The sequence below is a fragment of the Pandoraea terrigena genome (assembly GCF_902459705.1).
Taxonomy (GTDB): Bacteria; Pseudomonadota; Gammaproteobacteria; order Burkholderiales; family Burkholderiaceae; genus Pandoraea; species Pandoraea terrigena.
Genome location: NZ_CABPRU010000001.1, coordinates 230,990 through 256,517, shown reverse-complemented (window position 1 = coordinate 256,517; position 25,528 = coordinate 230,990). Strand labels below are relative to the sequence as shown.

Here is a 25,528-nt window from a genome sequence, read left to right as displayed (position 1 = left end):
ACCGTGAGGCGGCTTACGCCGACAGTGATCCGTGCAGAAACGGGTTGTACACCTCCACACCGGTATTGGAAAAATCCTTGACGTTGCGCGTGACCACGACGAGCCGATGCACCAGCGCGGTGGCAGCGATCAACTTGTCGATGGGGTGTTCCTGATGAGGCGCGCGCATCCGGCCCCAGACGTTGCAGATCGTCTGATTGACGTCAAGGACCCGACCGTCGAAATCATGCTTCACCGACTCGGCCCAGGACTCCACGAGCGCTGCCTGACGAATATCGTTTCGGTAGCGAAGCTTGCAGGCACCGCGCCGCAACTCCCCTAACGTGAGCACCGACACGTAGCGAGGCAAACCGCCTGCGACGGCGTGGCGCATAAAGCGCTGCACGCCAACGTCGCCGCCCCCGGACTTGCGGCATTCACTTACGACGTTGGTATCGAGCAGATACATCGGCAGCCTCGACAGGTATCAGTCAGCACGCTCGAAATCGCTGTCAAGACCCACATTGGGCATGGCGAGCAGCGCCTCTTCAAATGATCGGTAGCCTGGCCGCCGCGCCACGTTATCCAGAATCGTCAGCACCTCTTCCTCTGGCGTTCTCCCGTACATGGCCGCACGCGACCGGATCGATCGCATGAGCGGTTCATCGATACCTTCGATCAACATCATGTGCATAAGCGCCTCCTCATGTTACGAATGGAAAAGTCGTCGTCCGAACGGAACAACAGGAGAAATGCTATCACCGCATGCCTTTCGAAAACCGCACGGATCCTTGCCTGGCAAACGTTTCGGAAGTCTCACAAGAAAAGAAAAATCCCACCGAAGTCTCCCTCGGTGGGATCGTTGTGCGCGCCGCCATCGCGTAACCTGCGATGCCGGCATCGGACAAATCACGACTTCAGGCGACGCTCGATGTCGGCCTTCGTGTCGAGCAGCGACTGCGGCAGACGACGACTGAACATGTCGAACAACTCGGTGTGGAGCTTCAACTCTTCGTGCCAGGCGGCCGCGTCCATCGACGTCACGTCGTCGAACTGCGACGGCGTGAACGACAAGCCGTTCCAGTTCAAATCCTCGTAGCGTGGCGTGATGCCGAACGCGTTCTCCACCCCTTGCGCGGTGCCGTCGATACGGCCCAGCATCCACGCCAGCACGCGCATGTTCTCGCCAAAGCCCGGCCACACGAACTTGCCGTCCGCGCCCTTGCGGAACCAGTTCACGCAGTAGATCTTCGGCAGCGTGGCACCGGTCTTGTCGAGATGCGCGCCGGTATCGAGCCAGTGCTGGAAGTAGTCGCTCATGTTGTAGCCGCAGAACGGCAGCATCGCGAACGGATCGCGACGCACCACCCCCTGCTGGCCCGCCGCCGCGGCCGTCGTCTCCGAGCCCATGGTCGCGGCCATGTACACGCCTTCGGTCCAGTCGCGCGCTTCCGTCACCAGCGGCACGGTCGTCGAGCGGCGGCCGCCGAAGATGAACGCGTCGATCGCCACACCGGCCGGGTTCTCCCAGTCGGCGTCGATCGACGGACATTGCGCGGCCGGCGCCGTGAAACGCGAATTCGGATGGGCCGCCTTGCGGCCCGTCGCCTTCGCACTCTCCGGCGTCCAGTCGTTGCCCTGCCAGTCGATCAGGTGCGCCGGCGGCGTGTCCGTCAGGCCTTCCCACCACACGTCGCCGTCGTCGGTCAGGGCCACGTTGGTGAAGATGACGTTCGCACCGAGCGTCGCCAGCGCGTTCGGGTTGGTCTTCTCGCTCGTGCCCGGCGCCACGCCGAAGAAGCCGGCTTCCGGATTGATCGCGTACAGGCGGCCACCCTTGCCCGGCTTGATCCAGGCGATGTCGTCGCCAATGGTCTCGACCTTCCAGCCGTCAAAGCCCTTCGGCGGAATCAGCATGGCGAAGTTGGTCTTGCCGCAGGCCGACGGGAACGCCGCCGCCACGTGATACTTCCTGCCCTCGGGCGACGTCACGCCCAGGATCAGCATATGCTCGGCCAGCCAGCCTTCGTCGCGGCCCATCTTCGAGGCGATGCGCAGCGCGAAGCACTTCTTGCCCAGCAGCGCATTGCCGCCGTAGCCTGAGCCATAGCTCCAGATTTCGCGGGTTTCCGGGAAATGAACGATGTACTTCGTGCTGTTGCACGGCCATGCCACGTCATGCTCACCGGCGGCAAGCGGCTTGCCCACCGTGTGCACGCACGGCACGAACTCGCCGTCGGTACCCAGCACGTCGTACACGTCGCGGCCCATGCGCGTCATGATGCGCATGTTCACGGTCACGTAAGGCGTGTCGGACAATTCAACGCCGATATGGGCAATCGGCGAACCGAGCGGGCCCATCGAGAACGGCACGACATACATCGTGCGGCCGCGCATGCAGCCCTGGAACAGGCCGTCGAGCGTCGTGCGCATTTCGCGCGGATCGATCCAGTGATTGGTCGGGCCGGCGTCTTCGCGCTTTTCGCTACAGATGAATGTGCGGTCTTCCACCCGAGCCACGTCCGAAGGATCGGACAGCGCGAGGAACGAGTTCGGTCGCTTGGCCGGGTTGAGGCGCTTCATCGTGCCGGCGGCCACCATCTGCTCGCACAGACGATCGTATTCCTCCTGCGAACCATCGCACCAGACGACGCGCTCGGGCTGGGTGATCTCGGCGATGTGCGACACCCAGTCGATCAGCTTGCGATGACGCACCCAGGCGGGCAGTTCACGGGTCGCGACATTGGACGACGAGGAGGCGTTGAGCGCGCTAGCGCTCACACTGGCTTGTGTCATGCGGGTTGTCTCCATGCAGAGTCGAGAAATCAGGGGGGACGCCGAGCGTGCGTCGCGCAGGCCCCTTGGATCGCCGGGCAACCCTTCCGGTTGGGGATACCGGTCGGGCGGGATGGCCCTGGCGATCGCCGCGCGCGCAGCACCGCAAAGCGCACGCAGGCACAGGCCGCACGACGTACCGCGCGTGTTGTGTGTCTTGCGAAGCACGCAAGACACAACGCGGGAAGGCAGGGGGCAACGTGCGCACCGATACGTGCGCAGCAGGCGTCTCGCTCACCGGGTCCGGCTTGGTTTTGCGGGGTGGGTTCGATTTTTTGCCATCGTGTTGAGGCGGTTTCGCCATGGTTGCCAGGACACCTGCCATACTATGCAAAACGAGGTGTCAGCATACCACCGCGCAAATCGCGCCGGTGCTGCGTCGCAACAAGGTTGGCGCGGGGCTGCCCCGACAGACGCCGTCCCTGTCGTCGACCCGTACGTCCACCGGTCGCGGCAGCCTCCGACCCATGTTCCGCCTGCGCAGAACGCTCGCCGTCCTGCGCCGATCCGATTACGCTTTGTCATGAAAATTGCCATTCTCGACGACTATCAGGACGCCGTTCGCAAGCTCGACTGCTTTTCCCTGCTGGCCGGCCACGACGTCAAGGTCTTCAACAACACCGTCAAGGGCGTCGGGCAACTCGCTGCCCGCGTCGGCGAAGCGGAAGTGCTCGTGCTGATTCGCGAGCGCACCGCCATCACCGCCCAGCTCATCGACAAACTACCGCGTCTGCGCGTCATCAGCCAGACCGGGCGCGCCGGCGCGCACATCGACATCGACGCCTGTACCGCACGCGGCGTGGCGGTGCTCGAGGGCGTCGGCTCGCCGACCGCGCCGGCCGAGCTCACTTGGGCACTGATCATGGCCGCCCAGCGCCGCATTCCTCAATACGTCTCCAGCCTGAAGCACGGCGCCTGGCAGCAGTCGGGCCTGAAATCGTCGAGCATGCCAGCGAACTTCGGGCTGGGTCAGGTGCTGCGCGGGCAGACGCTCGGCCTCTGGGGCTACGGCAAGATCGGCCGTCTCGTGGCCGGCTACGGCCGGGCGTTCGGCATGGAAGTGATGGTGTGGGGCCGCGAGGGCTCGCGTGAAGCCGCGGCCGCCGACGGCTTGCGCGTGGCAAACAGCAAGGAAGAACTGTTCACGCAAAGCGACGTGCTGTCGATGCACCTGCGCCTGAACGACGAGACGCGCCACCTCGTCAAGCTCGACGATCTGCTACGCATGAAGCCGACCGCGCTGTTCGTCAACACGAGCCGGGCGGAACTGGTCGAAGAGAACGCACTGATCACGGCGCTTAACCGGGGCCGGCCCGGCATGGCGGCCATCGACGTGTTCGAGAGTGAGCCGATTCTGCAAGGCAACCCGCTGCTGCGGCTCGAGAACTGCGTGTGCACGCCGCATATCGGCTACGTCGAGCGTGAAAGCTACGAGCTGTATTTCCGCGTGGCCTTCCAGAACATCGTCGACTTCCTGAATGGCGAACGCTCGCACGTCGCGAACCCGGCCGCCTTGCTCGGCTTCGGACGCTAGCGCGCTCGGGCGATGCCATCGGGAACGTCCCGGAACGCAGCGCGAGCCATGCCCCCTACGCCATCGAGTCCCGATGTCGCAGGAAGGTCTCGCCGTCCTGGCGGCCAAGCGCGAATGCCGGGCCCATCATGTCGGGGCGCGTGTAATCCCAACTCGAAATCGGCACGGGCACGGACGGCTGCACATACAGGCGATCCTGCCCACCGTGATGCTGCGTGAAGATCTGCGGACGCGGATAACGGCGCGTCACCAGCACCAGGACTTGCCCGGGCGTGGTGTCGAGCGCGTCGACCGGCACATTGTCGACCATGCCACCGTCGAGCACGGGGCGTCCGTCACGCCGCAGGATCGGCGTGAACGGCGGCGTGCATGACGATTGCAGCATCAGATCGGCCAGATCCGCCGTCGTCCGGCAATCCTGCGCACGCACGAATTCGGGTGTGAAACCGAGTTGCCGGGCGAGCGTCGGATGCAGCGTGCGACGCACATGCTTGTCGATGTTGTACGCCACCAGCCCCGCCGCCGTTGCCATGCGGGGCCCGAGCCAGCGCGGGATGTGCGACAGGCCCACGCGAATCTCCGGCGCCGCAGCGAGCTTGTCGAGCTGGCCGTCGTAGATCGCGAGCAGCGCCTGCCGATAGATGCCGTAATGCGGAAACACCCGTTCACGGCGCAACAGGTTGCCCCAATAGGCGTTCTTGCGGTTGCTCGCGAGCGCCTGCCGGTAGTAGTCCATCACCCAGTCCGACGAGCGCATGTGTAGCATGCATGCCGTGGCCGCGCCGGCCGAGATGCCGGTGATGACACGCGGGCGCAACGGCATCTCGCGCGTCACGCGTTCCCAGAATCCCGCCTGCCACCAGCAACGGTTGCCGCCCCCGGCAAATACGATCTGATCGAACAAATACCCTCCTTGATGCTATCGCGCCAGCCCGCTCACAGCAGTGCGTAGGTCGTGGTCGCGTGCACGGCCATCTTGCCCGACGCGTCCAGAATCTCGATCTCGCCGAACACCAGGTTCTTGCCGCGACGCAGGATCCGCGCAATCACACGCAAATCGCCATCGGTGACCGGGCGCATGAACTGTGTGTTGAGCGTGACGGTCGTCATCGGCTGGAAGCCGCCGAGTGCGGCCGAGACGGCCACCACCATCGCCGTGTCCGCCACGGCCATGAACACTTGCCCGCAGATCACGCCGCCACCATGCTTGAATGCGGCGTCGAACGGCAATCGCAATTCGCTTTGCTCCGGGCCGGTCGCCTCGATTTGCAGATTCAGTTGCCGCACCCACGGGGAAACGAGTCCCTCGAGCATCTTCTGCGCTTGCACCAGCTCCATCCTGAGCGTCCTCCGAATTCGTTGTGACGCCGATGATAGCCCCAAAACAGAAGCACCACCCGACAAAGGGGGCACCCGGGTCATACGCCTGGGCCAGGCAACTGGATCATGCACGCGAATGACCCTCGGCGGCCGCTCGCCCGTTCGTCCTGTCGTGATGAATCTGTTGGCCCGGGTGATTTTCGCGGTGCTGCGGCTTGGCGTCACGCGACGTCTCGGTCGTGGGCGTCTGGGCAAACCAACGCCCGCGAAGCGAACGCACCGCTCTGCGCAAGGGTCACGGCACTCGGCGTCACGGTTGTGCGGGCGTTCGTGATGGAATCCTTATTGGCTTTGCCATGCTTCGAAATGGCTTGAACGCCCATCGGGGGATGCGTATCCACGAAATCGGCGTGGATCCGGGCAGTCCGAACGGTAATCGCTTGTCTCGCCCCGCCTGCGCCGATTCGCGCCATGTCCCCGAAATCACGAGGACACCCGCAGACAGCGCCGTAACGATTTGATACAGTGGTGCCCATTTGGCCGGCACGCGACGCTAGCGAGCGTGCCATTCCGTATCTTTCTGCCCCCCTTACGCGAACCCGCGAGTCAAGAAGGAGCCTTCCCCATGCAGAGCACCAGAGACGATCTCGGCAAACTGATCTTGCGCCTCACCCTCGGCATCCTGTTGCTGTTTCACGGCGTGAACAAGGTCATCAACGGAATCGGCTTCATCGAAGGCATGATCACGTCTCATGGCCTGCCAAGCTTTCTCTCCTACGGCGTCTATCTCGGCGAACTGCTCGCCCCGGTGCTGCTGATTCTCGGCGTCCTTACCCGCCTGGGCGGCCTGCTCGTCGTGGGTAACATGGTGGTCGCGTTCTCGCTGGTGCATCTGAGCCAACTCGGCGATCTCGCGAAGACCGGCGGCTGGTCGCTCGAACTGCAAGCCTTCTATTTGTTCATGGGCGTGTGCGTGATGCTCTTCGGCGCTGGCCGGTACAGCGTGTCGGGCGGTCGCGGCGCCTGGGACTGATCGAACGACGACAGGCGCTAGGCACGCCCCTCGCGCCACGATGATGACGGCCCGCCCTTGTCGACCCTCGGCAAGGGCGGGCCGAGTCGTTTCGGTATATTGCGAATCCCGGCGCTGGTAACGTCAGGTAATACACCGGTTGCACTTTGCAACGTGTTCGGTGCGGCGATGACTTACTCTGAAACTGCCAATTCCGGCAGCACTCACAGGAGTCAACACCATGCGCAAACTGAAGATCGCCGCCGCATCGGCCGTTCTCGTCGCCACCTCGATGTTCGGCGTCGCCCACGCCGCCGACACGGCGGCACCGGCCGCCACGGCGCCGCATGCCGCCTCGTACCACGCGCGCGGCGAGCGCGGCCCCTGGGGGCTCGGTAACCTGCACAGGCTGCACGATCAATTGAAGCTCGACGCGCAGCAGGAGCAAGCCTGGCAGCAGGCCGTGAGTACGTCAAAGCAGAACCACGACGCCATGCGCAAGAACGACGCGCCGTTCCGCCAGATGATGGCGCAGGCAAAGGATCAGAAGATCCTCGACCTGGCCGGCATGCGAGCCGCCCGCGAGAAGATGTTCGATCAGAACCGTCAGCTTCGCAGCCAGACGGAAGATGCTTGGCTGAACGTGTACAACGGTCTGAACAACGACCAGAAGACGCTCGTGAGTACCACGATCAAGGCGCGCTGGGCCAAGAGGGAGGCCTGGCACGACAAGGCGCGCCAACATCGCGGCCCGATGCACAAGAGCGCCCCGGCCACGCCGCCGCCGGCCGGTCAAGCGCAATAAGTCAGATGCGCGCAAGCCGCGCGCCGCCGGGCGGGGCCGCCCGGGGCGCGTCGGCGCTCAGGTCTCGCTCCACAAGCGCAGCAGGTTGTGATAGCAGCCGACGAGCGTGCGCCGCGCGGTGTCGTCCGCGTCCGACGCGTTCAGCCGCTGGATCGCGTTGTCCATGTCGAAGAGCAGCGTGCGCTGCGTGTCATCCCTCACGAGACTTTGCACCCAGAAGAAGCACCCGATCCGCGCGCCGCGCGTGATCGGATTCACGCGGTGCAGGCTGGTCGCCGGATACAGCACCATGTCGCCCGCGGCCAGTTTCACCTGATGCGCACCGTATTGATCCTCGATCACCAGCTCCCCGCCGTCGTACTCATCCGGCCCGGCGAGAAAGAGTGTGGCGGAAATATCGGTGCGAATGCGCATGCCGCTACCCGGCTGCAGACGAATTGCGCCATCCACGTGATGGCCGAAGTGCATGCCTTCGCCGTAGCGGTTGAACATGGGCGCATAGACCTTGTTCGGCAGTGCCGCGCTGATGAACAGCGGATTGCGCTCCAGCGCGCCGAGAATCACGTCGCCCAGCGCGCGCGCCACGGCCGAGCCCTCGTCGATCTGCTGATTCTGCTTGACGGGCGCCCCCTGATAGCCTGCCGTGGCCAGCCCGTCGACCCAGGCGTCGCCCGCATTGTCGAGCGTTGCCCGAACCCAGCGCACCTGCTCGGCACTGAGGACATCCGGAATGCGTAGCAACATCGGCGTGCGTCTCCGTCAGAACCGGTAAGTGCCCGTGAGCAGCGCCGTACGCCCGATGCCCGGCGCGGCCCGTCCGCCGTCTGACGGCACCAGGGCGTCGAAGTATGTCTTGTTGAACACGTTGAGCAGGTTGAGGCGAATGTCGTATTTCGGCTGACGATAGGCGATGGTCGCGTCCCAGCGCGTGTAACCGCCCACGCGAATCAGGTTCGTGTTCGCAGCATAGCGCATCGACATGTACTTCATGCCGCCGCCCACTTCCCAGTGGCCGAGCGTATAGGTCGACCAGAGCGTCAACGAATGACGCGGGGTGTTGGCCAACACGTTGCCCTGCGTGCCGTCGTTCGCCTGCACGACTTCCGAATTCAGGAACATGTAGCCGCCCATCACCTGCCAGTTCGGCGTGATGCGGCCCGTGGCACTCACTTGCGCGCCGCGAATGCGCACCTTGCCCGCGTTCGTGTATTCGCCCGACGTGCCGGTCTGCGTGCGCGCGTTGTTCTGCGTGACCTGGAACAGTGCGGTGTTGATCGCCAGGTTGTCGTTGAACAGATTCCACTTGCTGCCAACCTCGAACGACGTGTTCGTCGCTGGCGCCAGGGCCTGCGTGTTGTTGGTGACGGTCAGCGTTTCGAGCGACGGGTTGAACGATGTGCCGTATGAAAAGTAATACGATTGCGCATCGCTCGGCTGATAGATCACGCCTGTGCGCACGCTCGTATAGTTGACCGTCTGTGTCGCGTATCCCGGCGAACTCACGGTATTCGATAGCTGCGCCTTGAAGCGATCCCAGCGCAGCCCGCCCACGACCTTCCAGTGGCGGGTCAGTTCGAGGGTGTCGTTCGCGTAGAACGCGACCGTCTGTGCCGTACCCTGCGCCAGATTGCGGGCGGTCGTCGTCACATTCGGAAGATTCGCGTAGTACGCCGTACTACTGGCCGGAATCCAACCGAGGAAGCCGGTCGACTGCCCGGCGCCGGTGCGCGAATACGCCTGGTTTTCATACGTGTCCTGCCCGAACTCCGCCCCGGCGATCAAGGTGTGCTTGACCGGCCCGGTCGCGAACGTCTTCACGACATCGGTCTGGTTATACAGCGACGAGTCGGTGATCTTGCGGTCGTGGCTCTGCAACTGCACCCAGAGCTGATCGAGCGAATACGACGGCACGCCCGCCGTCGGGCCGACCGGCAACGCCGTGAAGCCACCCGTGCCGTTGGAGACGCCCACGGCATGCGGCGATGTTTCGATGGCGTCGATGACATAGCGGCTGTACTGCGTCTGGTTCGTGATTTTCAGACTGTCGTCGACCCGGTGCTCGATCTTCGCCGAGAGGTTCATCACGTCCTGCACCGTGCGGTCGGTCGTCAGGCCGTAGAACTGTTGCTTCGAGACCGGCAGTGGACTGCCGTTGTAGCCCACGGTGCCATAATCCGCCATGTCTCGGTTGTGCTGAACGAGTGCCGAGAGCGTGATCTGGGTTGGCGTGCCGATACCCAGCTTGAGCGTGGGGGCGACGCCCCAGTCCCGATTGTTGATGACGTCGCGCGTGGTGTGGATGTCCTGCGCGAAGCCATTGATCCGGAAGGCAGCGGTATCCGAGAGCGGATGGTTGAGGTCGAACGTGGCGCGATACTGGTCGTTCGTGCCGATCGTGCCGGAGACTTCATTGAGCGGCTTGAGATTGGCCTGCTTGCTCACCTGGTTGATGACGCCACCGGTCGAGCCGCGGCCGAACAGCATCGACGACGGGCCTTCGAGCACTTCGATGGCGTCGAGATCGAACGTATCGCGATAGTACTGGCCGCGATCGCGTAAGCCGTCGAGGTAGATGTCGGTGCGCGCCGTAAAACCGCGCAGGTTGATGTTGTTGCCGATCTGCCCGCCCTCGGCGCCGCCGAGCGTAATGGCCGGCGAATTGCGCAGTGCGTCGGCGAACGACGTGGCGCCCTGCGCCTGCATGACCGCCTTGTCGATCACGGTGACCGATTGCGGAATATCACGTATCGCCGTGGGCACCTTGCCGCCGACGGTCGAAATGTCACGCTGGTACTCGTCACGAATCGACGTGCCGGACACTTCGGTCTGCGGCAGCGTGGCAGACGGAGCCGCGCCCGGCGTGGTGCCCTGGGTCGTGTCCGCCGTCGTGCCCTGGCTCTGTGCGACAACTGTGCTCTGTGCCATGGCGGGCGAGGCGTAGGTGACAGCGAACGGCGTGGCGAAGAGCGCCATCATTGCCACCGTCAGTGGCTTGCGTTGCATCATGATCGATCGGTTTCGAAATGCGTCGTGGTCGGAGAATGAATGAAGGATGCCGACGGATCACGCGCCGAGACCTGTACAGACGTCCCACGCGCAGCCGGCTTCATCAACATGGAGCGAGAATATAAATGAGAATGATTTACATTACAATTACTTTAAAGCAATTGACTTGTCTTGCTGACAGTGCCATCGCGCCCGGCAACGCCTTTGCCTCGGGGCCGGACGGCCGATCTGCCGCAGCGGCGCTCGTGCCGGAGGCAAGCGCCAAAACGGCACGACGCCCGCAATGACGTGTGAATTCCTCAGGTATTGCCGACGAAATCGAGACACGTGTTTATACTTTGGGCTGCAGTACATCATGCATTCGGCCGGAGCCCCCCCCGGAACGGCCTTGACGTTTCGTCAGAGTGCCGGTGTTCCGGCCCCATTGGCATCCCGTGCCGCGCGCCGGATACGTCGGTCTGGTGCAACGACATCATGAATTCGCGGCGCCGGCGCCGCCCACATGGGTGCGCGTCGTTGCTGCCTATTTGCCGTCCAGGGACAATGCAAGCCACCAGATCGCTCTACCTGCTCGGACCGATGCGGGTCGAACAAGGCAAACAGGCGTGCGCCGTGAAGTACACGAAAGCGCGCGGCCTGCTGGCCTATCTCGCCCTGCAGCCGGGCTTTCATACGCGCGGCGCACTCGCCGACCTGTTCTGGCCCGACGAAGACGGCCAGGGGGGCCGCGACAAGCTCAAGCGCATGCTCTTCCACCTGCGCGACACGCTCGGCGACGAACTCTTCGAATCCGATCGCCAGGTCGTGCGCCTGCGCCCCGAGACCGGGCTCTGGATCGACGCACACGTCTTCGCGAGCATGATCGAACAGGCGAATCGCACGCTCGACACCGTAACGGGCCTGGATCTGGCCGCCCATCTGCAACATCTGGCCGACGCCGTCGCCCTCTATCAGGGGCCCTTCCTGCACGGGCTGTCGGTTCGCGATACGCCCGATCTCGAACAGTGGATCGAACTGCAACGCGACGAATATCAACGCCGCCGCGTCTTCGGCGAACGGCTGCTCGCCGACGGTTACGCGCGTCTGGGCGATCTCGATCAGGCGCTCGCTCATGCGCGCCAGCTCGTCGCGCTGGCGCCGTTCGACGAATCGGGCTGGCAATGCCTGCTCGCGCTATTGCTGCGCGCCGGGCGCCGCGATGAAGCCGAGACCGAATACCGCCGTCTGTGCGACATCCTCGACGAAGAACTCGGTGAGCAGCCCGGCGAGGCGCTCACGCAGTTGCTGGAGACACCGCCCGCGCGTATGGAACAGCGCGCCACGGGTCCCGAGCGGCGCCAGCTGACCGTCGTGGCCATTGAGCTCGCGCCAAATGGCATCGACGATCCCGACGCGCTCGTCGGCACGATGCGCCCCCCGCTCGTGCAATGCGAGACGATCCTGCGCCAGTCGTGGGGCTACACGGTGCGCACGCCGACGGGTGGCCTGCTCGGCTATTTCGGATATCCCACCGCGCTCGAAGGCACCGGACGACACGCCGTCGAAGCCGCCATGCGCTGCGCGCAGGCAAGCTCCGTACGCGTCGGCATCGGTGTGGGCATTCACACCGGACTGGTCATCAGCTCGGTGGCCGACGACAGCCCCGACACCGGCGGACGCGTGTCGCGCTCGGCCACACAGTTGGCCGACATGGCGCTGCCCGGCGAAGTGCTGATCTGCGACGCCACGCAGCGCCTCATCGGCGTGGCCATCGCCTCCACACCGCACGGCAGCGTGCGCGAGCGCCATGCACATCGCGAGATTCCGGTGTTTCGCGTCAATCCCGATAGAACGCCGGAACGTCGTTCGCGACGTCGCGCGGCCATGCTCTTCGGCCGCGACGCCACGCTGGCCGAACTTACCGCCGTGCACACGGGCATGCGGGACGCCAGCGCCGGGCACGGTGTGCTGACGCTCGTAATCGGCGAGGCCGGCATCGGGAAATCGGCGCTGGTGCGTCATTTCGTCGAAACGCGCGGCCTGCGCGCGATCGAACTGGCCTGCGCGCCGGACGGCGCGGGCACGCCCTTCCACCCGATCGCGCGCTGGCTGCGCGCGCAATCGGTCGAGGGCGCCGCGCAACTGCCGCAACCCGCCCTGCTGGCGCATCGCCGCCTTCGCGCCTTGTTCGACATGCACGCCGACGGCAACGTGCCGCACGCGTGGAAGCAGGCCGTGCTCGACGAAGCGCCCGCCCTGCTTTCCGCCTTGCTGCCCGACGGCGGCGTGCTGATGCTCGACGACGCCCACTGGGCGGATCCCTCCACGCTGGAATGGCTCGCGCTCATGGCGGAGAATCCGCCTCGCGGCCGCCTGCTGATGGTGTGCGCCCGGCCCGAATTCGAGCAGCCGTGGCGTCATCATGTGGGCTTGCGCCGGATCGACCTGGCCCCGCTCGATGCGGGAGCGGCTGCGTCGATCGTGCGCGCCGCGACCCCGCGCGTGGCCCTGCCCGCCGCCCTGCGCGAGCGCATCGTGCATCTGGCCGAAGGCGTGCCGCTGTTCCTTCAAGAGCTGGCGCGAGCCACCGCCACCCAACAGGGCGCCCGCAGCGCCGCCGGCGCCATGCCCATGCCCGCGAGCCTTCAGGAGCTGATGATGGCACGCATCGACGCCGCAGGCAGCGCCAAGCCGGTCGCACACTTCGCCTCGTGCCTCGGCCCGGCGTTCCAGGTTGATCTGCTCGCCGTCGCGAGCGGACGCTCGATGGCGCTCGTGGAGCGCGCGCTCGACACGCTCGTCGCGTGCGCGCTGGTGCAGCGTCAGGACCATGGCCGCTACGTCTTCCGCCACGCGCTGCTGCACAAGGCGGCTTACGACGCGCAGCCACAGGAACGCCGTCAGGACGCGCACCGCCGGATCGCCCTTGCCATGCGCGAGCACAACGACGACGCCGTGCAGACCGAACCCGAAGTGCTTGCGTGGCATTTCCGCCAGGCCGACGAACCGGACGCCGCCATCGAGCACTACCGTCTCGCGGGCGAGTACGCGACGGAGCGCCAGGCCTTCCGGGAAGCGTGTGCGCACTATCAGAGCGCGCTCGACGTCTTGCGGCAGACCGGTTCCGGCGCGCTGATCGCGCAACGCGAGTTGCAACTGCGCATGGCGCTCGGCGTGCCGCTCGTTTCGCTGCACGGCTACGGCTCGGAGCCGGCGCGTCATAACTTCGAGACGGCGCTCGCACTCGCGCAGCCGATGGGCGACGACGTCGCGCTGTTCCCGGTCTTCTGGGGACTGTGGCTCGGCTCCAGTTCGTGGAGCGGCTTCGAGCGCAGCATCGAACTCGCACGCAAGCTCATTCTCATCGCAGAACAAGCCGATGCCGCACCGTTGCTCGCCCACGCTTACTACGCGCTGGGCAACAGCCTTTGCTGCCACGGCGACTTCGGCGGCGCGGTCACGGCGCTCGAAAGCAGCCTCGCCCATTACCGTCCCGAACACGCCGACACCGGGCTGGGCGAAGACGCCCGCATCACCGCGCTATCGTTCCTCTCGTGGGCCTACTGGTTCACGGGGCGGCACGATGCCTCGCTCGCGGCCAGCGAAGAAGCGCTGGCGATGGGACGTCAGCAAGGCCGCCGCTACTCCTTCTCGTTCGCCCTCGTGTTCGCCGCGATGCTGCGACGCCTGCGTCGCGAGGTGGCCTCCGCCGAAGCGTTGGCGAGTGAGGCCATCGAAGTGGCGTCGGAGACCGGCGTGGCGCTCTGGGCACTGGCCGGGCAGACGATTCGCGGCTGGGCGCTCGCCTCGCGCGGCGACGTGAGCGGCCTGGAGCGCATCACCGACTGCGTGGGACGTCTGAGCGAAATCATGGGCGGCGTCGAAGGCATCTTCTTCGGGTTGCTGGTGGAAGCCTGCGCCGGCACCGGCGACATCGCGCTTGGACTGCATGCGGCCGAGCGCGGTACGCACGTGACCGTGCGTCGCAGCGACGCCCATTGGCAAGCGGAATTCCTGCGTCAGAAGGGCGGCTTTCTTCGCGCCGGTCATCATCCCGACGACGCCGTGCGTCCATGGCTCGAACACGCGCTGCAAATCGCGCGGGCACAGGCGTCGCCGATGCTCACCCTGCGCGCCGCGGTCAGCCTGTTGCGCCTGGGCGGCGGCGACGCGCCGGGCGACCCCGAGTACGTGGACCTGCTGCGCGAGGCGCTCGACGCACTGCAAGGCGGCGAGACCCTCGCCGACGTGCAGGAGGCGAGGGCGGTGATCGCCGACGTTTTCGCGCGTCGCCCCGTCCTGCGCGCCGCCCGATTCGGTAGCTGATCGGGCAAGGACGGGCGGCGCGCCTGTGCCGGCCGTTCGCGCATCGCGCGAATAGCCGCTATCAGTTGCGCTGTATGTCCGTGCGGGGTCCGGCCGTTATATTGCAGCGACCGGTGCCCCTAGCCCAACCACCGAACCGACATGTCCCTCAACTCCCTGCGCGTGCCCCCCGGCGCCTTGCCGGACACGCGCCTCACCGCCAGTGATTCAGCGCTCGCCTTGGTGAGTCCTCTCCCCCTTGCGCCCGCGTCGCGGGTGTCGCGCGAAGTGGTCGTCTCCGGCTGCGTCAAGCGTCGTCACTCCTTCGATCTCGGCGCACTCATGCGCCTGCCCACGCAACTGACCGGGCCGCTCGACGTCGTCTGCCTCTCAGGCAGGACGGTGCGCAGCGCGAGCGAATACAAGGGCGTCAGGCTGAGCGCACTGCTCGACATCGCGCAACTGCGCCTGCCGCATGCCCGCGACTTCACGCGAGCGTTCGTCCTGGCGCAAGGGGCCGACGGCTACACCGTCATGTTCTCGTGGCATGAGCTGTACAACACGCCGGTGGGCATCGGTGCACTCGTCATCTATGAACGTGACGGACGGCCGCTTGGCGACGACGAAGGCGGCATCGGCCTAATCTCAACCGGCGATCTTCGTGTGGCGCTACGCCGGGTACGTGCACTCAAGCGGCTCTCCGTCCATCTGCCCGATCCGCCGACGCGTTGACCCGCCCCGCGCCGACCAGGCGTTTCGTACACTGACGGCACTTTCCTCACGGTCACGCAAACGATGACGCCACCTCACCGCCCCCCCGTCGCAACGGACGCGCAAGCCGTCGGCCGCTGGCGCATGCCGCCCGAGTGGCATCCGCATGCCGCCTGCTGGATGGCCTGGCCGAGCCACACGGTCATGTCGGGCGCGCGTCGGCATGAGGTCGTCGGTGAACTGGAACGCATGGCCCGCGCGATCGCGCACTTCGAGCCGCTGCATGTCGCGGTCGACCCCCATCATCTCGACGAAGCGCGTCGCTGCCTGCCCGAGAGCGCCACGCTTCACCCGATGCCCGTCGAGGATCACTGGATGCGCGACACCGGCCCCACCTTCGTGCTCGACGACGCCCAGACGCTGCACGCGCTGCGCTGGAATTTCAACGGTTGGGGACACAAGATCCGACCGATGCCCGACGCCGATCCGAGGCTCGCGCAACGTGTCGCGCTGTCGCTCGACATTGACACTACGTCAATGCCGATCGTGGGCGAAGGAGGATCGTGGCATGTGGATGGCGAGGGCACGCTGATCGTGACGCAGACCTCGATTCTCAATCCGAATCGCAACCCCGGCCTGACGCGTCGTGAAGCGGAAGACGTGTTCCGTCATTGGCTGGGGGTAACGCACGTCGTGTGGCTACCCGGCTCACGGCTCGATACGATCACCGACGGTCACGTCGACGGCATCGCGAGCTTCGTGCGGCCCGGCGTATTGCTCGCCACCGGGGCCGACGGCAACGACGAATGGGCGCGTGAGGCGAAGGAAAACCTGCGGGCGCTGCGCCTCGCGCGCGACGCCCGCGGACGGCACTTCGACATCGGCCTGCTGCCCTGCGTTGATTTTGACGTCCTGCCCGCCGCTGTCGCGGACGATCCCGACTTCGCGCCGGAGTATGTGAACTTCTATTTGCCTAACCGTGGCGTCGTGATGGCGTCGTTTGGAGATCCGGCGGCTGACGCGCAGGCACGCGACATCGTGCAGCAGGCATTCCCCGACCGGCACATCGCGCAGATGCCGCTGCGCGGCATTGCGCGGCGCGGCGGCGGGATTCATTGCTGCACGCAACAGCAACCGGCGACGATCTCGCTGTAAACTTCCGGCGCGCACCGGTCCGCCCGGGTCCGCCGTTGCAAGCCCCAGCCCGCCTTAACTCGACGTCGCGCGACGTTTGCGCGCGGGCGCGGCCTTCGTCGCCGCGGCGGCCTTAATGCCGGTGACCTTCGGCTTGGCAGGCACCTTGCCAGTGGCCTTCGCGACACGCTTCACCGCGCTCGTCCCCTCGGGCGCCAACGCGCGCGACCCGTTCGTCCCGAGTTGCGAGCGCACTCGCTGCTGCATGTCGGCGATATCCGAATCGAGAATGAGGCGACCGCGCAGCTTCCCGTTCATCCGTTTGATGTAGGTGCGCGCTTCCTGCATGTGGAAGTGCATGAGCTCACGCACGCGTTGCGCATCCCCCGCGCGCGCCGCGTCGGTAATCCGGCGATGGATATCGACGTTGGCCGTACCGAACTTCTCGTGCTCACGCCGCGGTGTCTCGTTGCCGAACACGATCAACTGGCGAATCATCTCGTTGACGAGTTCGCAGGTGAAGCGCAGGAAGCTGTTGGGATTGGCCGCCGCGAGAATGTCGTGGAAGTCCATGTCGGCCTGACGCTGTCGCAGCAATTCGCTCCGGTCGTGCGACGCGGGACTGCAACACGCCATGTTGTGTTCAAGCGCCTCGAAGTCAGCCTCGGTCAGGTGCGGCACCGCACCGGCGGCCAGCTCCGGCTCGAGCAACTGACGCACCATGTAGATGTCGTCGATGCTCACTTCCTTGAAGAAGAGGTAGTTCTGCATGAGCTGGAACGTGCGCTCGAGTGGCACTTCCACCACCATGCCGCCCCCCGACGGACCCGTGCTGACCTTGATGAGTCCCTGTACTTCAAGTGACTTGAGCGCGTCGCGAATAGTGCTCTTCGACACCGCGAACATCTGCTGCAATTCCACCTCGCGCGGCAGACGGTCGCCTGGCAGCAGGTTGCCCTCGGTAATCAGACGCTTGATGGCTTCGGCGACAAGATCGCCACGCTTTTGTTGTTTGATTTCCATCGGCTCTCGCACCGTTTGCGCATCTCGTGCCATATGGCGCCTCTCAAGGATCTGTTCACATGACTGACAGGCTTGTGAACGTGTTCTACCGGCAGTGCCGGATGAGAATTTTTTCTGATTGACACCTCAAAATATTATACCTACGATCAAATTCATCCTATTTATCATAATAAATATGACGGATAGGGATAAGGCCCCGGACGCTGCAAGCTGTCACTGTCAGGTCGCTGCCTGGGATCGATTTTCTCGGATCTCTGGCCGGTCAGCGTGTGACGCGCTGCACGTTTGTACCCCATGAACGATTGCTCCCTTCCCTGGAGACCCAATTGAATCGTCGTGAACTATTGAAGCTCGCCGCTGCGGCGTCTCTGCCTGCCTCCTCCTTATTCACCGCGCGCGATGTGTTCGCGCAAAGCACCGGCGCCATCGAGCTGGCGTGTCCGGTACCGATGTCGGGCCCATTCGCCGCCAACGGCAAGTTTGCCGATCTGGGCATGAAGCTTATCGTCGAGCAGTACGGCAAGGTGGTTGGCCGCCCGCTCGCCTATACCACCCTGGACACCGAGGGCAAGCCCGCCACGGCCATCCGCCGCGTGCAGGAAATCGCGCAACAGAAGGGCGCTCGCTTCTTCGCGGGTGGCATTCTGTCGTCCGAAGCGCTGGCCATGGGCAAGGAGGTCGAGAAGGCCGGCGGCGTTTTCATCACGACGGCCGGCGCCGACGAAATCACGGGCAAGGACTGCAACCACGCCACGTTCCGCTGGTCGGTGCCGACCTTCGGCGCCATCGAGCAAACCGTACGCCCGCTGATCGAAGCGATGCCCAAGGCCAAGCGCTGGTACACGATCACGCCGCAATACGTGTTCGGCGAAGGCTTGCTCACCGCCGCGAAGAACGTCTTCAAGGAAAAGGGCATCGAACACGTCGGCAACAGCTATCACTCGCTGTCGGAGAAGGAGTTCTCGGGCTATCTCACGAACGCGGCCGCCGCCAAGCCCGACGTGCTGCTGCTCCTGAACTTCGGCTCGCAATCGTCCGATACGCTGCGTCAGGCGGTGAGCTTCGGCATGAAGAAGAACTGCACGATCCTGATGGCATGGGCCTCCGGCCTGGAGCAGTTCGAGACGCTCGGCGCCGATCTGTGCGACGGGGTGTACTTCGGCGCGCAATACTGGCACGCGGTCGCCTCGCCGCTGAACCTCGATCTCGTCAAGCGCACGCAGGACCGCTTCAAGCAGAATCCGAACTACAGCCTCGCGGGCTCGTACATCTGCACGAAGCTCATGCTCGACGGCATGATCAAGGCCGGCAGCGCCGATCCGAAGGCCGTCATCGCCGCGATGGAAGGCATGAAGTACGACGGGCTCACGGGGCCGGAAGAGATCCGCAAGGGCGATCACCAGGTGCTCAAGAACTATTATCTGCTCAAGGGCAAGCCCAAGGCGAAGATGAGAAATGCCGACGACTTCGCCGACATTGTCAGCGCCGGGAAATCGTTCCTGCCGCTCGACAAGACCCAGTGCAAGCTGGCCTGAGCGTGTAGCGCAGCGCGCTGTCGCTGCGCGAGCGCTCACGCTGTGTCGCTCGCGGGGACGCCTGGCCGTCTCCGCACGTGTCGTGCGTGCCGCTCGGCGAACGCCGGACGGCACACGGTGCTCCACGTCCACCCAAGCTCTCCGGGACGCGCATGAACGTCTATTTTCTGCAGGTCATCAACGGCATCGGGATCGGCATGCTGTACTTCCTGCTCGCCGTCGGGTTGTCGATCATCTTCGGCCTGCTGCGCTTCGTGAATTTCGCGCACGGCGCCTTCTATGTGCTCGGCGCGTATTGCTGCTACCAGGCGATGCAATGGGGCCTGTCGTTCTGGCTCGCGCTGATCGTCTGCCCGATCGTCGTCGGCGCCCTCGCCTGGATCGCCGAGAAGCTGCTGCTCTCGCGCATCTACGAGAAAGCGCACGAATTCCACATCCTCGTCACGGTCGGCCTGGCGCTCGTCGTGCAGGAGCTGGTCATCATCATCTGGGGGCCGCTCGGCGATAACGTCGCCGTGCCCGCGGCGCTCGATGGCGTGGTGATGTGGGGCAGCTTCATCTATCCGAAGTACCGGCTCTTCCTCATCGGCTTCACCATCGTGTTCGCGGCCGTGCTCTGGTGGCTGCTCGAAGGCACGCGCCTGGGTAGCGCGGTGCGCGCGGGCAGCGAGTCGTCCGAGATGGTGTCGCTGCTCGGCATCAACGTGTTCCGGGTGTTCAGCCTCGCGTTCGCGCTCGGCGCGGGCACCGCCGCGCTGGCCGGGGTATTGGCGGCACCGGTGCGCGGCGTCGAACCGTTCATGGGCATCGAGGCCTTGGGCATCGCCTTCGTGGTGGTCGTCATCGGGGGCATGGGCAGTTTTGCCGGCGCGCTCGTGGGCGGTCTCGTGATCGGTATCGTGCAAAGCCTGATGAGCACGATCTGGCCGGAAGGCGCCCGATTGATGATCTATGTGGCGATGGCGGCGGTGCTGCTCATGCGCCCGCACGGCCTGCTCGGGAGGGGATGATGCTGGTACGTTACCGTTTTTGGCTGCTCGCCGCCGCCGTCACGCTGATCCTGCCGGTCACGCTGTCCTCGGGCACGCTCGCGACCGAAGTGCTCGTCTACGCGCTTGCCGCGCTTGGCTGCAACCTGTTGCTCGGCTACACCGGGCTGCTCTCGTTCGGCCAGGGCATCTTCTTCGGCTTGGGCAGCTACGCGCTGGGCATCCTGCTCACGCGCACGGCGCTGCCCATGCCACTCGCCGTCGGTGCGGCGATCGTGCTGGGGGCGGTGATCGCAGCCATCGTTGGGAGTTTCGCGATCCGGCAGAAGGGCACCTACTTCGTGATGCTGACGCTGGCGTGTGCGCAGATGTTCTACTTCCTCGCCTACACCGCGACGGACTGGACCGGCGGCGACAACGGGCTGCTCGACATCCCGCGCCAGTCACTCGCGCTGGGCGGCAAGACGCTGATCCCGCTCGAGACGCCCTGGCAGTACTACACCTTCGTCGCGGTCGTCTTCCTGATTGTCTTCGCGGTGCTGTTGCGTGTGGCCGATTCGGTGTTCGGCCGCACGCTGCTCGCCATTCGCGACAACGAGGCCCGCGCGGCCGCCATCGGCTATCACGTGAAAACGTTCAAGCTCGTGGCCTTCGCCATTTCGGGCGCCGTCACGGCGCTGGCGGGCGCGTTGCATGCGCTCATGACGGGCATCGCGCCGCTGTCCAACATCGAATACCACTCGAGCGAAATGATTCTTGTGATGACGGTAATCGGCGGCACCGGCAACCTCTTCGCATCGGTGCTGGGCGCGGCATTCTACGTCATTGCCGCCGATTGGCTCTCCACGCTCTGGCCGCGCTGGTTGCTGTTGCTCGGCCTGCTGCTCATCGCGGTCAGTCTGTTCATGCATCGTGGCCTGTGGGGCGTGGGCGAAGCGCTGTGGTATCGCATCACCGGCAAGCGCGGCGGGCCGAACGGCAAACTGGATACGCAGGGAGACCCGACATGAGCGACGCTCTCATCGAAGCCACCGGCGTCGTCAAACGCTACGGCAAATTCACCGCGCTGCACGGCGTCGATCTGCGCGTGGCCCCGCGCACGGTGCACTCGGTCATCGGCCCGAACGGCGCGGGCAAGACCACGCTGTTTCATATGCTCACCGGCACGGTACCGGTCTCGGGCGGGCGCATCCTGTTCGACGGTCACGACGTCACCACAGAAGCCGATTACCGGCGTGTCCAGCGCGGCATCGCGCGCTCGTTTCAGGTGACGGCACTCTTCCAGAATCTGTCGGTGCGCGAGAACCTGCGGCTGGCCGCGCTGGGGGTGACGCCGCGCCGCGCACTCTCGTGCTGGCGCAAGGCGGACGGCCCGCGCGCTTGCGCATCCGTCGTCGACGACGTGCTCACGCGCCTCGCCCTCACGCGTCACGCCGGCACGGCGGCAGGCGCGCTCTCGCACGGTCAGCAACGCCGCCTGGAGGTGGGCATGGCGCTCGCGGCACGTCCCAAGGCAATCTTCCTCGACGAGCCAACGTCGGGCATGGGCATCGACGATCTCGACGACATGAAGCAGCTCATTCGCGGCCTGCGCGACGATCACACCGTCGTGCTCATCGAACACAACATGAATATCGTGATGGACATCTCCGACACCATCACCGTGATGCAGCAAGGCAGGGTGCTCGTCGAAGGCAAGCCGGACGTCATTCGTGCCGACGACCGCGTGCGCGCCGCCTATCTCGGCAACATGATTACCGGAGGCCGCGCATGATCCTCGACGTGGAAGGCGTTCACAGCTATTACGGCAAGAGCCACATCCTGCAGGGCGTATCGCTGAGCGTGGGCGATGGCGAACTCGTCACGCTGCTCGGACGCAACGGCGCGGGCAAGTCGACCACGCTCAAGACCATTGCGGGCGTCGTGCCGCCCAAGGCCGGCAGCATCGCGTTCCTGGGCAAGCCCGTTGCAGGACAACCGGCGCATCGCATTGCCGCGCGCGGCGTGTGCTTCGTGCCCGAACATCGCGGCATCTTCAAGCTGCTCACCGTCGAGGAAAACCTCAAGCTCGGTGCGCGTCGCGATTCACCGTGGCAGCTTGCCGACATCTATCGCATCTTTCCGCGCTTGCAGGAGCGCCGCAAGAACGGCGGCGCGCAACTCTCCGGCGGCGAACAGCAGATGCTGGCGATCGGGCGCGCGTTGATGAATCACCCGCGTCTGCTCATGCTCGACGAGCCGGTCGAAGGGCTCGCTCCGGTGATCGTCGAGGAAATCGTGGCGCAGTTGAAGCTCATCAAGCAAGCGGGCGTCGCGATCCTGCTCGTCGAGCAGAACCTGGAAGTCTGCACGCAGCTCGCCGACCGGCATTACATCGTCGAACAAGGCGTGATCGTGTATGGCGCGGACAACGCCACGTTTCTCGCCGACGAGGTCGTCAAGGACCGTTATCTCGGCGTGGGCGTGGCTTGAGCCGCGCATCCCCCGTTTCCCCCAACGCGCGCCGCCACGTCCCGATGCCGCGAGGCGAGCGCGCCATTCTGCCAACGCAGGCGCCTGCGCGAATGACGCGGCGCCTGCCCTGAAGGACTTGTGAACATGGAACGTCTCGATCAACCGGCTGCCGCAGTGCGCATCGACGGCGCGCGCCTGTGGGACAGCCTGATGCAACTTGCGCACATCGGCGCGACCCCGAAGGGCGGCGTATGCCGCCTCGCCCTGACCGATCTCGACCGGCAGGGCCGCGATCTGTTCGTGACGTGGGCCAAGGCGATTGGCTGCACGGTGCGTGTCGATGCCATCGGCAACGTCTTTGCGCGCCGCGCAGGCCGCAACGACGCGCTACCGCCCGTCATGACCGGCAGTCACATCGACACCCAGCCGACCGGCGGCAAGTTCGACGGCAACTACGGCGTGCTCGCCGGACTGGAGGTGCTGCGCACGCTCAACGACAACGGCATCGAGACCGACGCGCCGCTCGAAGTCGTCGTCTGGACCAACGAGGAGGGGTCGCGCTTCGTGCCCGTGATGATGGGGTCCGGCGTCTATGCGGGCGCCTTCACGCTGGATCACGCACTCGCGCAAACCGATCACGACGGCGTGAGCGTCGCCGACGCACTGCGCGCCATCGGCTACGCCGGTGCGACACCGGCCGTGGGTGAAGCGGGCGCCGTCGGTGCGTATTTCGAAGCGCACATCGAGCAAGGACCGGTGCTCGAAGCGCACGGGAAGACCATCGGCGTGGTGCAGGGGGCACTCGGTCAGCGCTGGTACGATGTGACCCTCACGGGCATGGAGGCCCATGCCGGCCCGACGCCCATGGAACTACGCCGCGACGCGCTGCTCGCGGCCGCGCAGTTGATTCAGGCGGTGAACCGCATTGCATGCGAGCACGCGCCGCATGCGCGCGGCACGGTCGGCTGGGTCGACAACTATCCGAACTCGCGCAACGTGATTCCGGGCCGCGTGAAGCTCTCGGTCGATCTGCGCGCCGCCGACGACGCCACGCTCGACGCGCTCGACGCCAAGCTGCGCGCCGAGTGCGCCGCGTTGCGCACCGATGGCATCGACATCGCCATCGAGCCGGTCGTGTACTTCCCGCCCCAGCCGTTTGCACCGGAACTCGTCGAAGCGATTCGGCGGGGCGCGCAGGCGCTTGGCTTGTCGTCGATGGATGCCATCAGCGGTGCGGGGCACGATGCCGTCTATCTCGCGCGCGTCGCCCCCACGGCGATGATCTTCGTCCCGTGCAAGGACGGCATCAGTCACAACGAGATCGAGGACGCCGATCCGGCGCACCTCGAAGCCGGTTGCAACGTGCTGTTGCAGGCGATGCTGCAACGCGCGGGAGGTGTGGCATGAAAGTCATGATCGCGCGGATGAATCACGAGACAAATACCTTCTCGCCGGTACCCACACCGCTCGACGCCTTCGGCAACCACGGCCCGAGCTATGACGAGGCCGCCTGTCGCGAGAACAAGGGCATGCGCACCGCGATGGCCGCGTTCATCGATCTCGCCGAGGCCGCCGGGGCGCAGATGGTAACGCCCGTCTCCGCTGCGGCCAACCCGAGCGGCCCGGTCGCGGCGAGCGCCTACACCGCCCTGTGCGACCGGATCGTGGCGGCCGCAGGCGGTGTCGATGCGATCCTGCTCGATCTGCACGGCGCGATGGTTGCGGAAAACAGCGACGACGGCGAGGGCGATCTGCTGGAGCGCGTGCGCGCGGCCGCGCCCGATACACCGATCGCGGTTGCGCTCGACCTGCATGCGAACGTCACGCCGAAGATCGTGGCGAACGCCGATATCGTCGTGGGCTTCAAGACGTATCCGCACATCGACATGTACGAGACAGGCGAGCACGCCGGACGCTTGCTGTTCGAGATGTTACAGGGCAAGCGCCGCCCTCGCGTGGTCTGGCGACAACCGCCGTTGATGGTGCATACGTTGCGCAGCACGAGCCACGGCGGCGCGATGAAGCTTGCGCTCGACGCCGCGCGGCGCGCCGAAGCCGAGGAGGGCATTCCGGCCGTATCGGTGTTCTCGGGTTTTTCGCTCGCGGACATCCCCGCGCCGTGCATCAGCGTCGTCGTGACGGCGGATGACGGCGAGGCGGGCTTGGCACGTGCGCAAGCCGTCGCCGATCGTATCGCCGCGCAGGTGTGGGAGGCACGCGACGACTTCGTCTACCGCAGCGCGCCGCTCGCCGAGTCGATTGCCGAAGCGAAGCGGCTGGCCGAAGGCGCCGACAAGCCGGTGCTGCTGCTCGATCACAGCGACAACTGTATGTCGGGCGGCACGTGCGACACGATGGATGTGCTCGACGCCGCGCTCGCGGCCGGACTGACGGGTATCGGCGTCGGTCCGCTGTGCGACCCGGAAGCGGTCGCGACGTTGATCGCCGCAGGCGAGGGCGCCGAGGTGACGCTGGCGGTCGGCAACAAACGCGCGCTGACGCAATTGGGCATCGTCAAGACACCGCCGGTGCTCACGGGCATCGTGCGCAAGATCGGCGACGGCGAGTATGTCGTGAGCGGACCGACGTACACCGGGCAACGCTGCTACATGGGGCGCACGGTGCTGTTCGATATCGGGCCGGCGCGCATCGTGGTGACGGAGCGCACGCACGAACCGTGGGATCACGGCGTGTTCACGTGCGTCGGCCTCGACCCGCGCCGCGAGCGCTTCCTGCTGCTCAAGTCGCGCATGTATTGCCGCCCGGTGTTCGTGCCGATTGCCCAGGGCCTCGTCGAATGCGACAGCGACGGCGTAACGAGTTCAAATTACGCGCTGTTCCCGTTCTCGCACCTGAACCGTCCGGTGTATCCGCTGGATCGGGAGGTGAAGTTCGGCGGATAAGTAT

At 65.4% G+C, this 25,528-nt stretch carries 21 protein-coding genes; 13 read left to right on the top strand and 8 right to left on the bottom strand.

The genetic code is table 11. The features are described 5' to 3' along the window. Positions 1 to 13: 13 nt before the first annotated feature. The 3 genes from PTE31013_RS01070 to PTE31013_RS01060 form a co-directional block, all read right to left on the bottom strand. Positions 14 to 448, bottom strand: a complete 435-nt coding sequence (locus tag PTE31013_RS01070; RefSeq protein WP_150610991.1) for a type II toxin-antitoxin system VapC family toxin — start codon at positions 446 to 448, stop codon at positions 14 to 16. 18 nt (positions 449 to 466) lie between these two features. After that, complete coding sequence (locus PTE31013_RS01065) at positions 467 to 667, bottom strand: DNA-binding protein (RefSeq protein ID WP_150610990.1); 201 nt, start codon at positions 665 to 667, stop codon at positions 467 to 469. Positions 668 to 888: 221 nt separating this feature from the next. Beyond that, entirely contained in the window at positions 889 to 2,775 is a 1,887-nt protein-coding gene (locus tag PTE31013_RS01060; protein ID WP_246173851.1) for a phosphoenolpyruvate carboxykinase (GTP), read from the bottom strand. 562 nt (positions 2,776 to 3,337) lie between these two features. Here PTE31013_RS01060 and PTE31013_RS01055 point away from each other — a divergent pair. After that, positions 3,338 to 4,348 (top strand): D-2-hydroxyacid dehydrogenase family protein, encoded by a 1,011-nt coding sequence (locus tag PTE31013_RS01055; RefSeq protein ID WP_150610989.1) that lies wholly within the window; start codon positions 3,338 to 3,340, stop codon positions 4,346 to 4,348. Between the two features lie 55 nt (positions 4,349 to 4,403). On the opposite strand, the gene PTE31013_RS01050 is transcribed toward PTE31013_RS01055, so the two are convergent. After that, positions 4,404 to 5,252: a patatin-like phospholipase family protein gene (locus PTE31013_RS01050; RefSeq protein ID WP_150610988.1), complete on the bottom strand. Its 849-nt coding sequence runs from the start codon at positions 5,250 to 5,252 to the stop codon at positions 4,404 to 4,406. Positions 5,253 to 5,284: 32 nt separating this feature from the next. After that, the gene (locus PTE31013_RS01045; protein WP_150610987.1) at positions 5,285 to 5,686 is read right to left on the bottom strand and encodes a PaaI family thioesterase; all 402 of its coding nucleotides are present in this window, start codon (positions 5,684 to 5,686) and stop codon (positions 5,285 to 5,287) included. A gap of 607 nt (positions 5,687 to 6,293) precedes the next feature. Here PTE31013_RS01045 and PTE31013_RS01040 point away from each other — a divergent pair. Further along, on the top strand, positions 6,294 to 6,701 hold the full coding sequence (locus tag PTE31013_RS01040; protein WP_150610986.1) for a DoxX family protein: 408 nt from the start codon (positions 6,294 to 6,296) through the stop codon (positions 6,699 to 6,701). 220 nt (positions 6,702 to 6,921) lie between these two features. After that, on the top strand, positions 6,922 to 7,485 hold the full coding sequence (locus tag PTE31013_RS01035) for a Spy/CpxP family protein refolding chaperone (RefSeq protein WP_150610985.1): 564 nt from the start codon (positions 6,922 to 6,924) through the stop codon (positions 7,483 to 7,485). Between the two features lie 57 nt (positions 7,486 to 7,542). On the opposite strand, the gene PTE31013_RS01030 is transcribed toward PTE31013_RS01035, so the two are convergent. Then, positions 7,543 to 8,229 carry a Fe2+-dependent dioxygenase gene (locus PTE31013_RS01030; RefSeq protein WP_150610984.1) on the bottom strand — a complete coding sequence of 229 codons (687 nt, stop codon included), beginning with the start codon at positions 8,227 to 8,229 and terminating at the stop codon, positions 7,543 to 7,545. A gap of 15 nt (positions 8,230 to 8,244) precedes the next feature. After that, on the bottom strand, positions 8,245 to 10,491 hold the full coding sequence (locus tag PTE31013_RS01025) for a TonB-dependent receptor (RefSeq protein WP_150610983.1): 2,247 nt from the start codon (positions 10,489 to 10,491) through the stop codon (positions 8,245 to 8,247). A 543-nt stretch (positions 10,492 to 11,034) separates the two neighbouring features. Between PTE31013_RS01025 and PTE31013_RS01020 the strand changes: the two genes are divergently transcribed. The 3 genes from PTE31013_RS01020 (at position 11,035) to PTE31013_RS01010 (ending at position 16,641) form a co-directional block, all read left to right on the top strand. Continuing rightward, positions 11,035 to 14,796 (top strand): AfsR/SARP family transcriptional regulator, encoded by a 3,762-nt coding sequence (locus PTE31013_RS01020; protein WP_174978387.1) that lies wholly within the window; start codon positions 11,035 to 11,037, stop codon positions 14,794 to 14,796. Between the two features lie 141 nt (positions 14,797 to 14,937). Next, entirely contained in the window at positions 14,938 to 15,507 is a 570-nt protein-coding gene (locus PTE31013_RS01015) for a molybdopterin-dependent oxidoreductase (protein WP_150610981.1), read from the top strand. Positions 15,508 to 15,570: 63 nt separating this feature from the next. Beyond that, positions 15,571 to 16,641 (top strand): agmatine deiminase family protein, encoded by a 1,071-nt coding sequence (locus PTE31013_RS01010; protein ID WP_150610980.1) that lies wholly within the window; start codon positions 15,571 to 15,573, stop codon positions 16,639 to 16,641. Between the two features lie 54 nt (positions 16,642 to 16,695). Here the strand turns inward: PTE31013_RS01010 and PTE31013_RS01005 are convergent, their stop codons facing one another. Further along, the gene (locus tag PTE31013_RS01005) at positions 16,696 to 17,643 is read right to left on the bottom strand and encodes a FadR/GntR family transcriptional regulator (RefSeq protein ID WP_150610979.1); all 948 of its coding nucleotides are present in this window, start codon (positions 17,641 to 17,643) and stop codon (positions 16,696 to 16,698) included. Positions 17,644 to 17,969: 326 nt separating this feature from the next. On the opposite strand from PTE31013_RS01005, the gene PTE31013_RS01000 reads away from it, so the two are divergent. The 7 genes from PTE31013_RS01000 (at position 17,970) to PTE31013_RS00970 (ending at position 25,524) form a co-directional block, all read left to right on the top strand. Beyond that, entirely contained in the window at positions 17,970 to 19,178 is a 1,209-nt protein-coding gene (locus tag PTE31013_RS01000) for an ABC transporter substrate-binding protein (protein WP_150610978.1), read from the top strand. Between the two features lie 152 nt (positions 19,179 to 19,330). Next, the gene (locus tag PTE31013_RS00995) at positions 19,331 to 20,188 is read left to right on the top strand and encodes a branched-chain amino acid ABC transporter permease (RefSeq protein ID WP_150610977.1); all 858 of its coding nucleotides are present in this window, start codon (positions 19,331 to 19,333) and stop codon (positions 20,186 to 20,188) included. Beyond that, positions 20,188 to 21,177: a branched-chain amino acid ABC transporter permease gene (locus tag PTE31013_RS00990; RefSeq protein ID WP_150610976.1), complete on the top strand. Its 990-nt coding sequence runs from the start codon at positions 20,188 to 20,190 to the stop codon at positions 21,175 to 21,177. The genes PTE31013_RS00995 and PTE31013_RS00990 overlap by 1 nt, the downstream gene beginning before the upstream one ends. Beyond that, positions 21,174 to 21,941, top strand: coding sequence for an ABC transporter ATP-binding protein (locus PTE31013_RS00985; protein WP_150610975.1), 768 nt, complete (start codon positions 21,174 to 21,176; stop codon positions 21,939 to 21,941). Before PTE31013_RS00990 ends, PTE31013_RS00985 begins: the two co-directional genes overlap by 4 nt. Continuing rightward, complete coding sequence (locus PTE31013_RS00980; protein ID WP_150610974.1) at positions 21,938 to 22,639, top strand: ABC transporter ATP-binding protein; 702 nt, start codon at positions 21,938 to 21,940, stop codon at positions 22,637 to 22,639. The genes PTE31013_RS00985 and PTE31013_RS00980 overlap by 4 nt, the downstream gene beginning before the upstream one ends. Before the next feature lie 126 nt (positions 22,640 to 22,765). Then, positions 22,766 to 24,028, top strand: coding sequence for a Zn-dependent hydrolase (locus PTE31013_RS00975; protein WP_150610973.1), 1,263 nt, complete (start codon positions 22,766 to 22,768; stop codon positions 24,026 to 24,028). Then, positions 24,025 to 25,524 carry a M81 family metallopeptidase gene (locus PTE31013_RS00970; protein WP_150610972.1) on the top strand — a complete coding sequence of 500 codons (1,500 nt, stop codon included), beginning with the start codon at positions 24,025 to 24,027 and terminating at the stop codon, positions 25,522 to 25,524. The genes PTE31013_RS00975 and PTE31013_RS00970 overlap by 4 nt, the downstream gene beginning before the upstream one ends. The last annotated feature ends 4 nt before the right edge of the window (positions 25,525 to 25,528 follow it).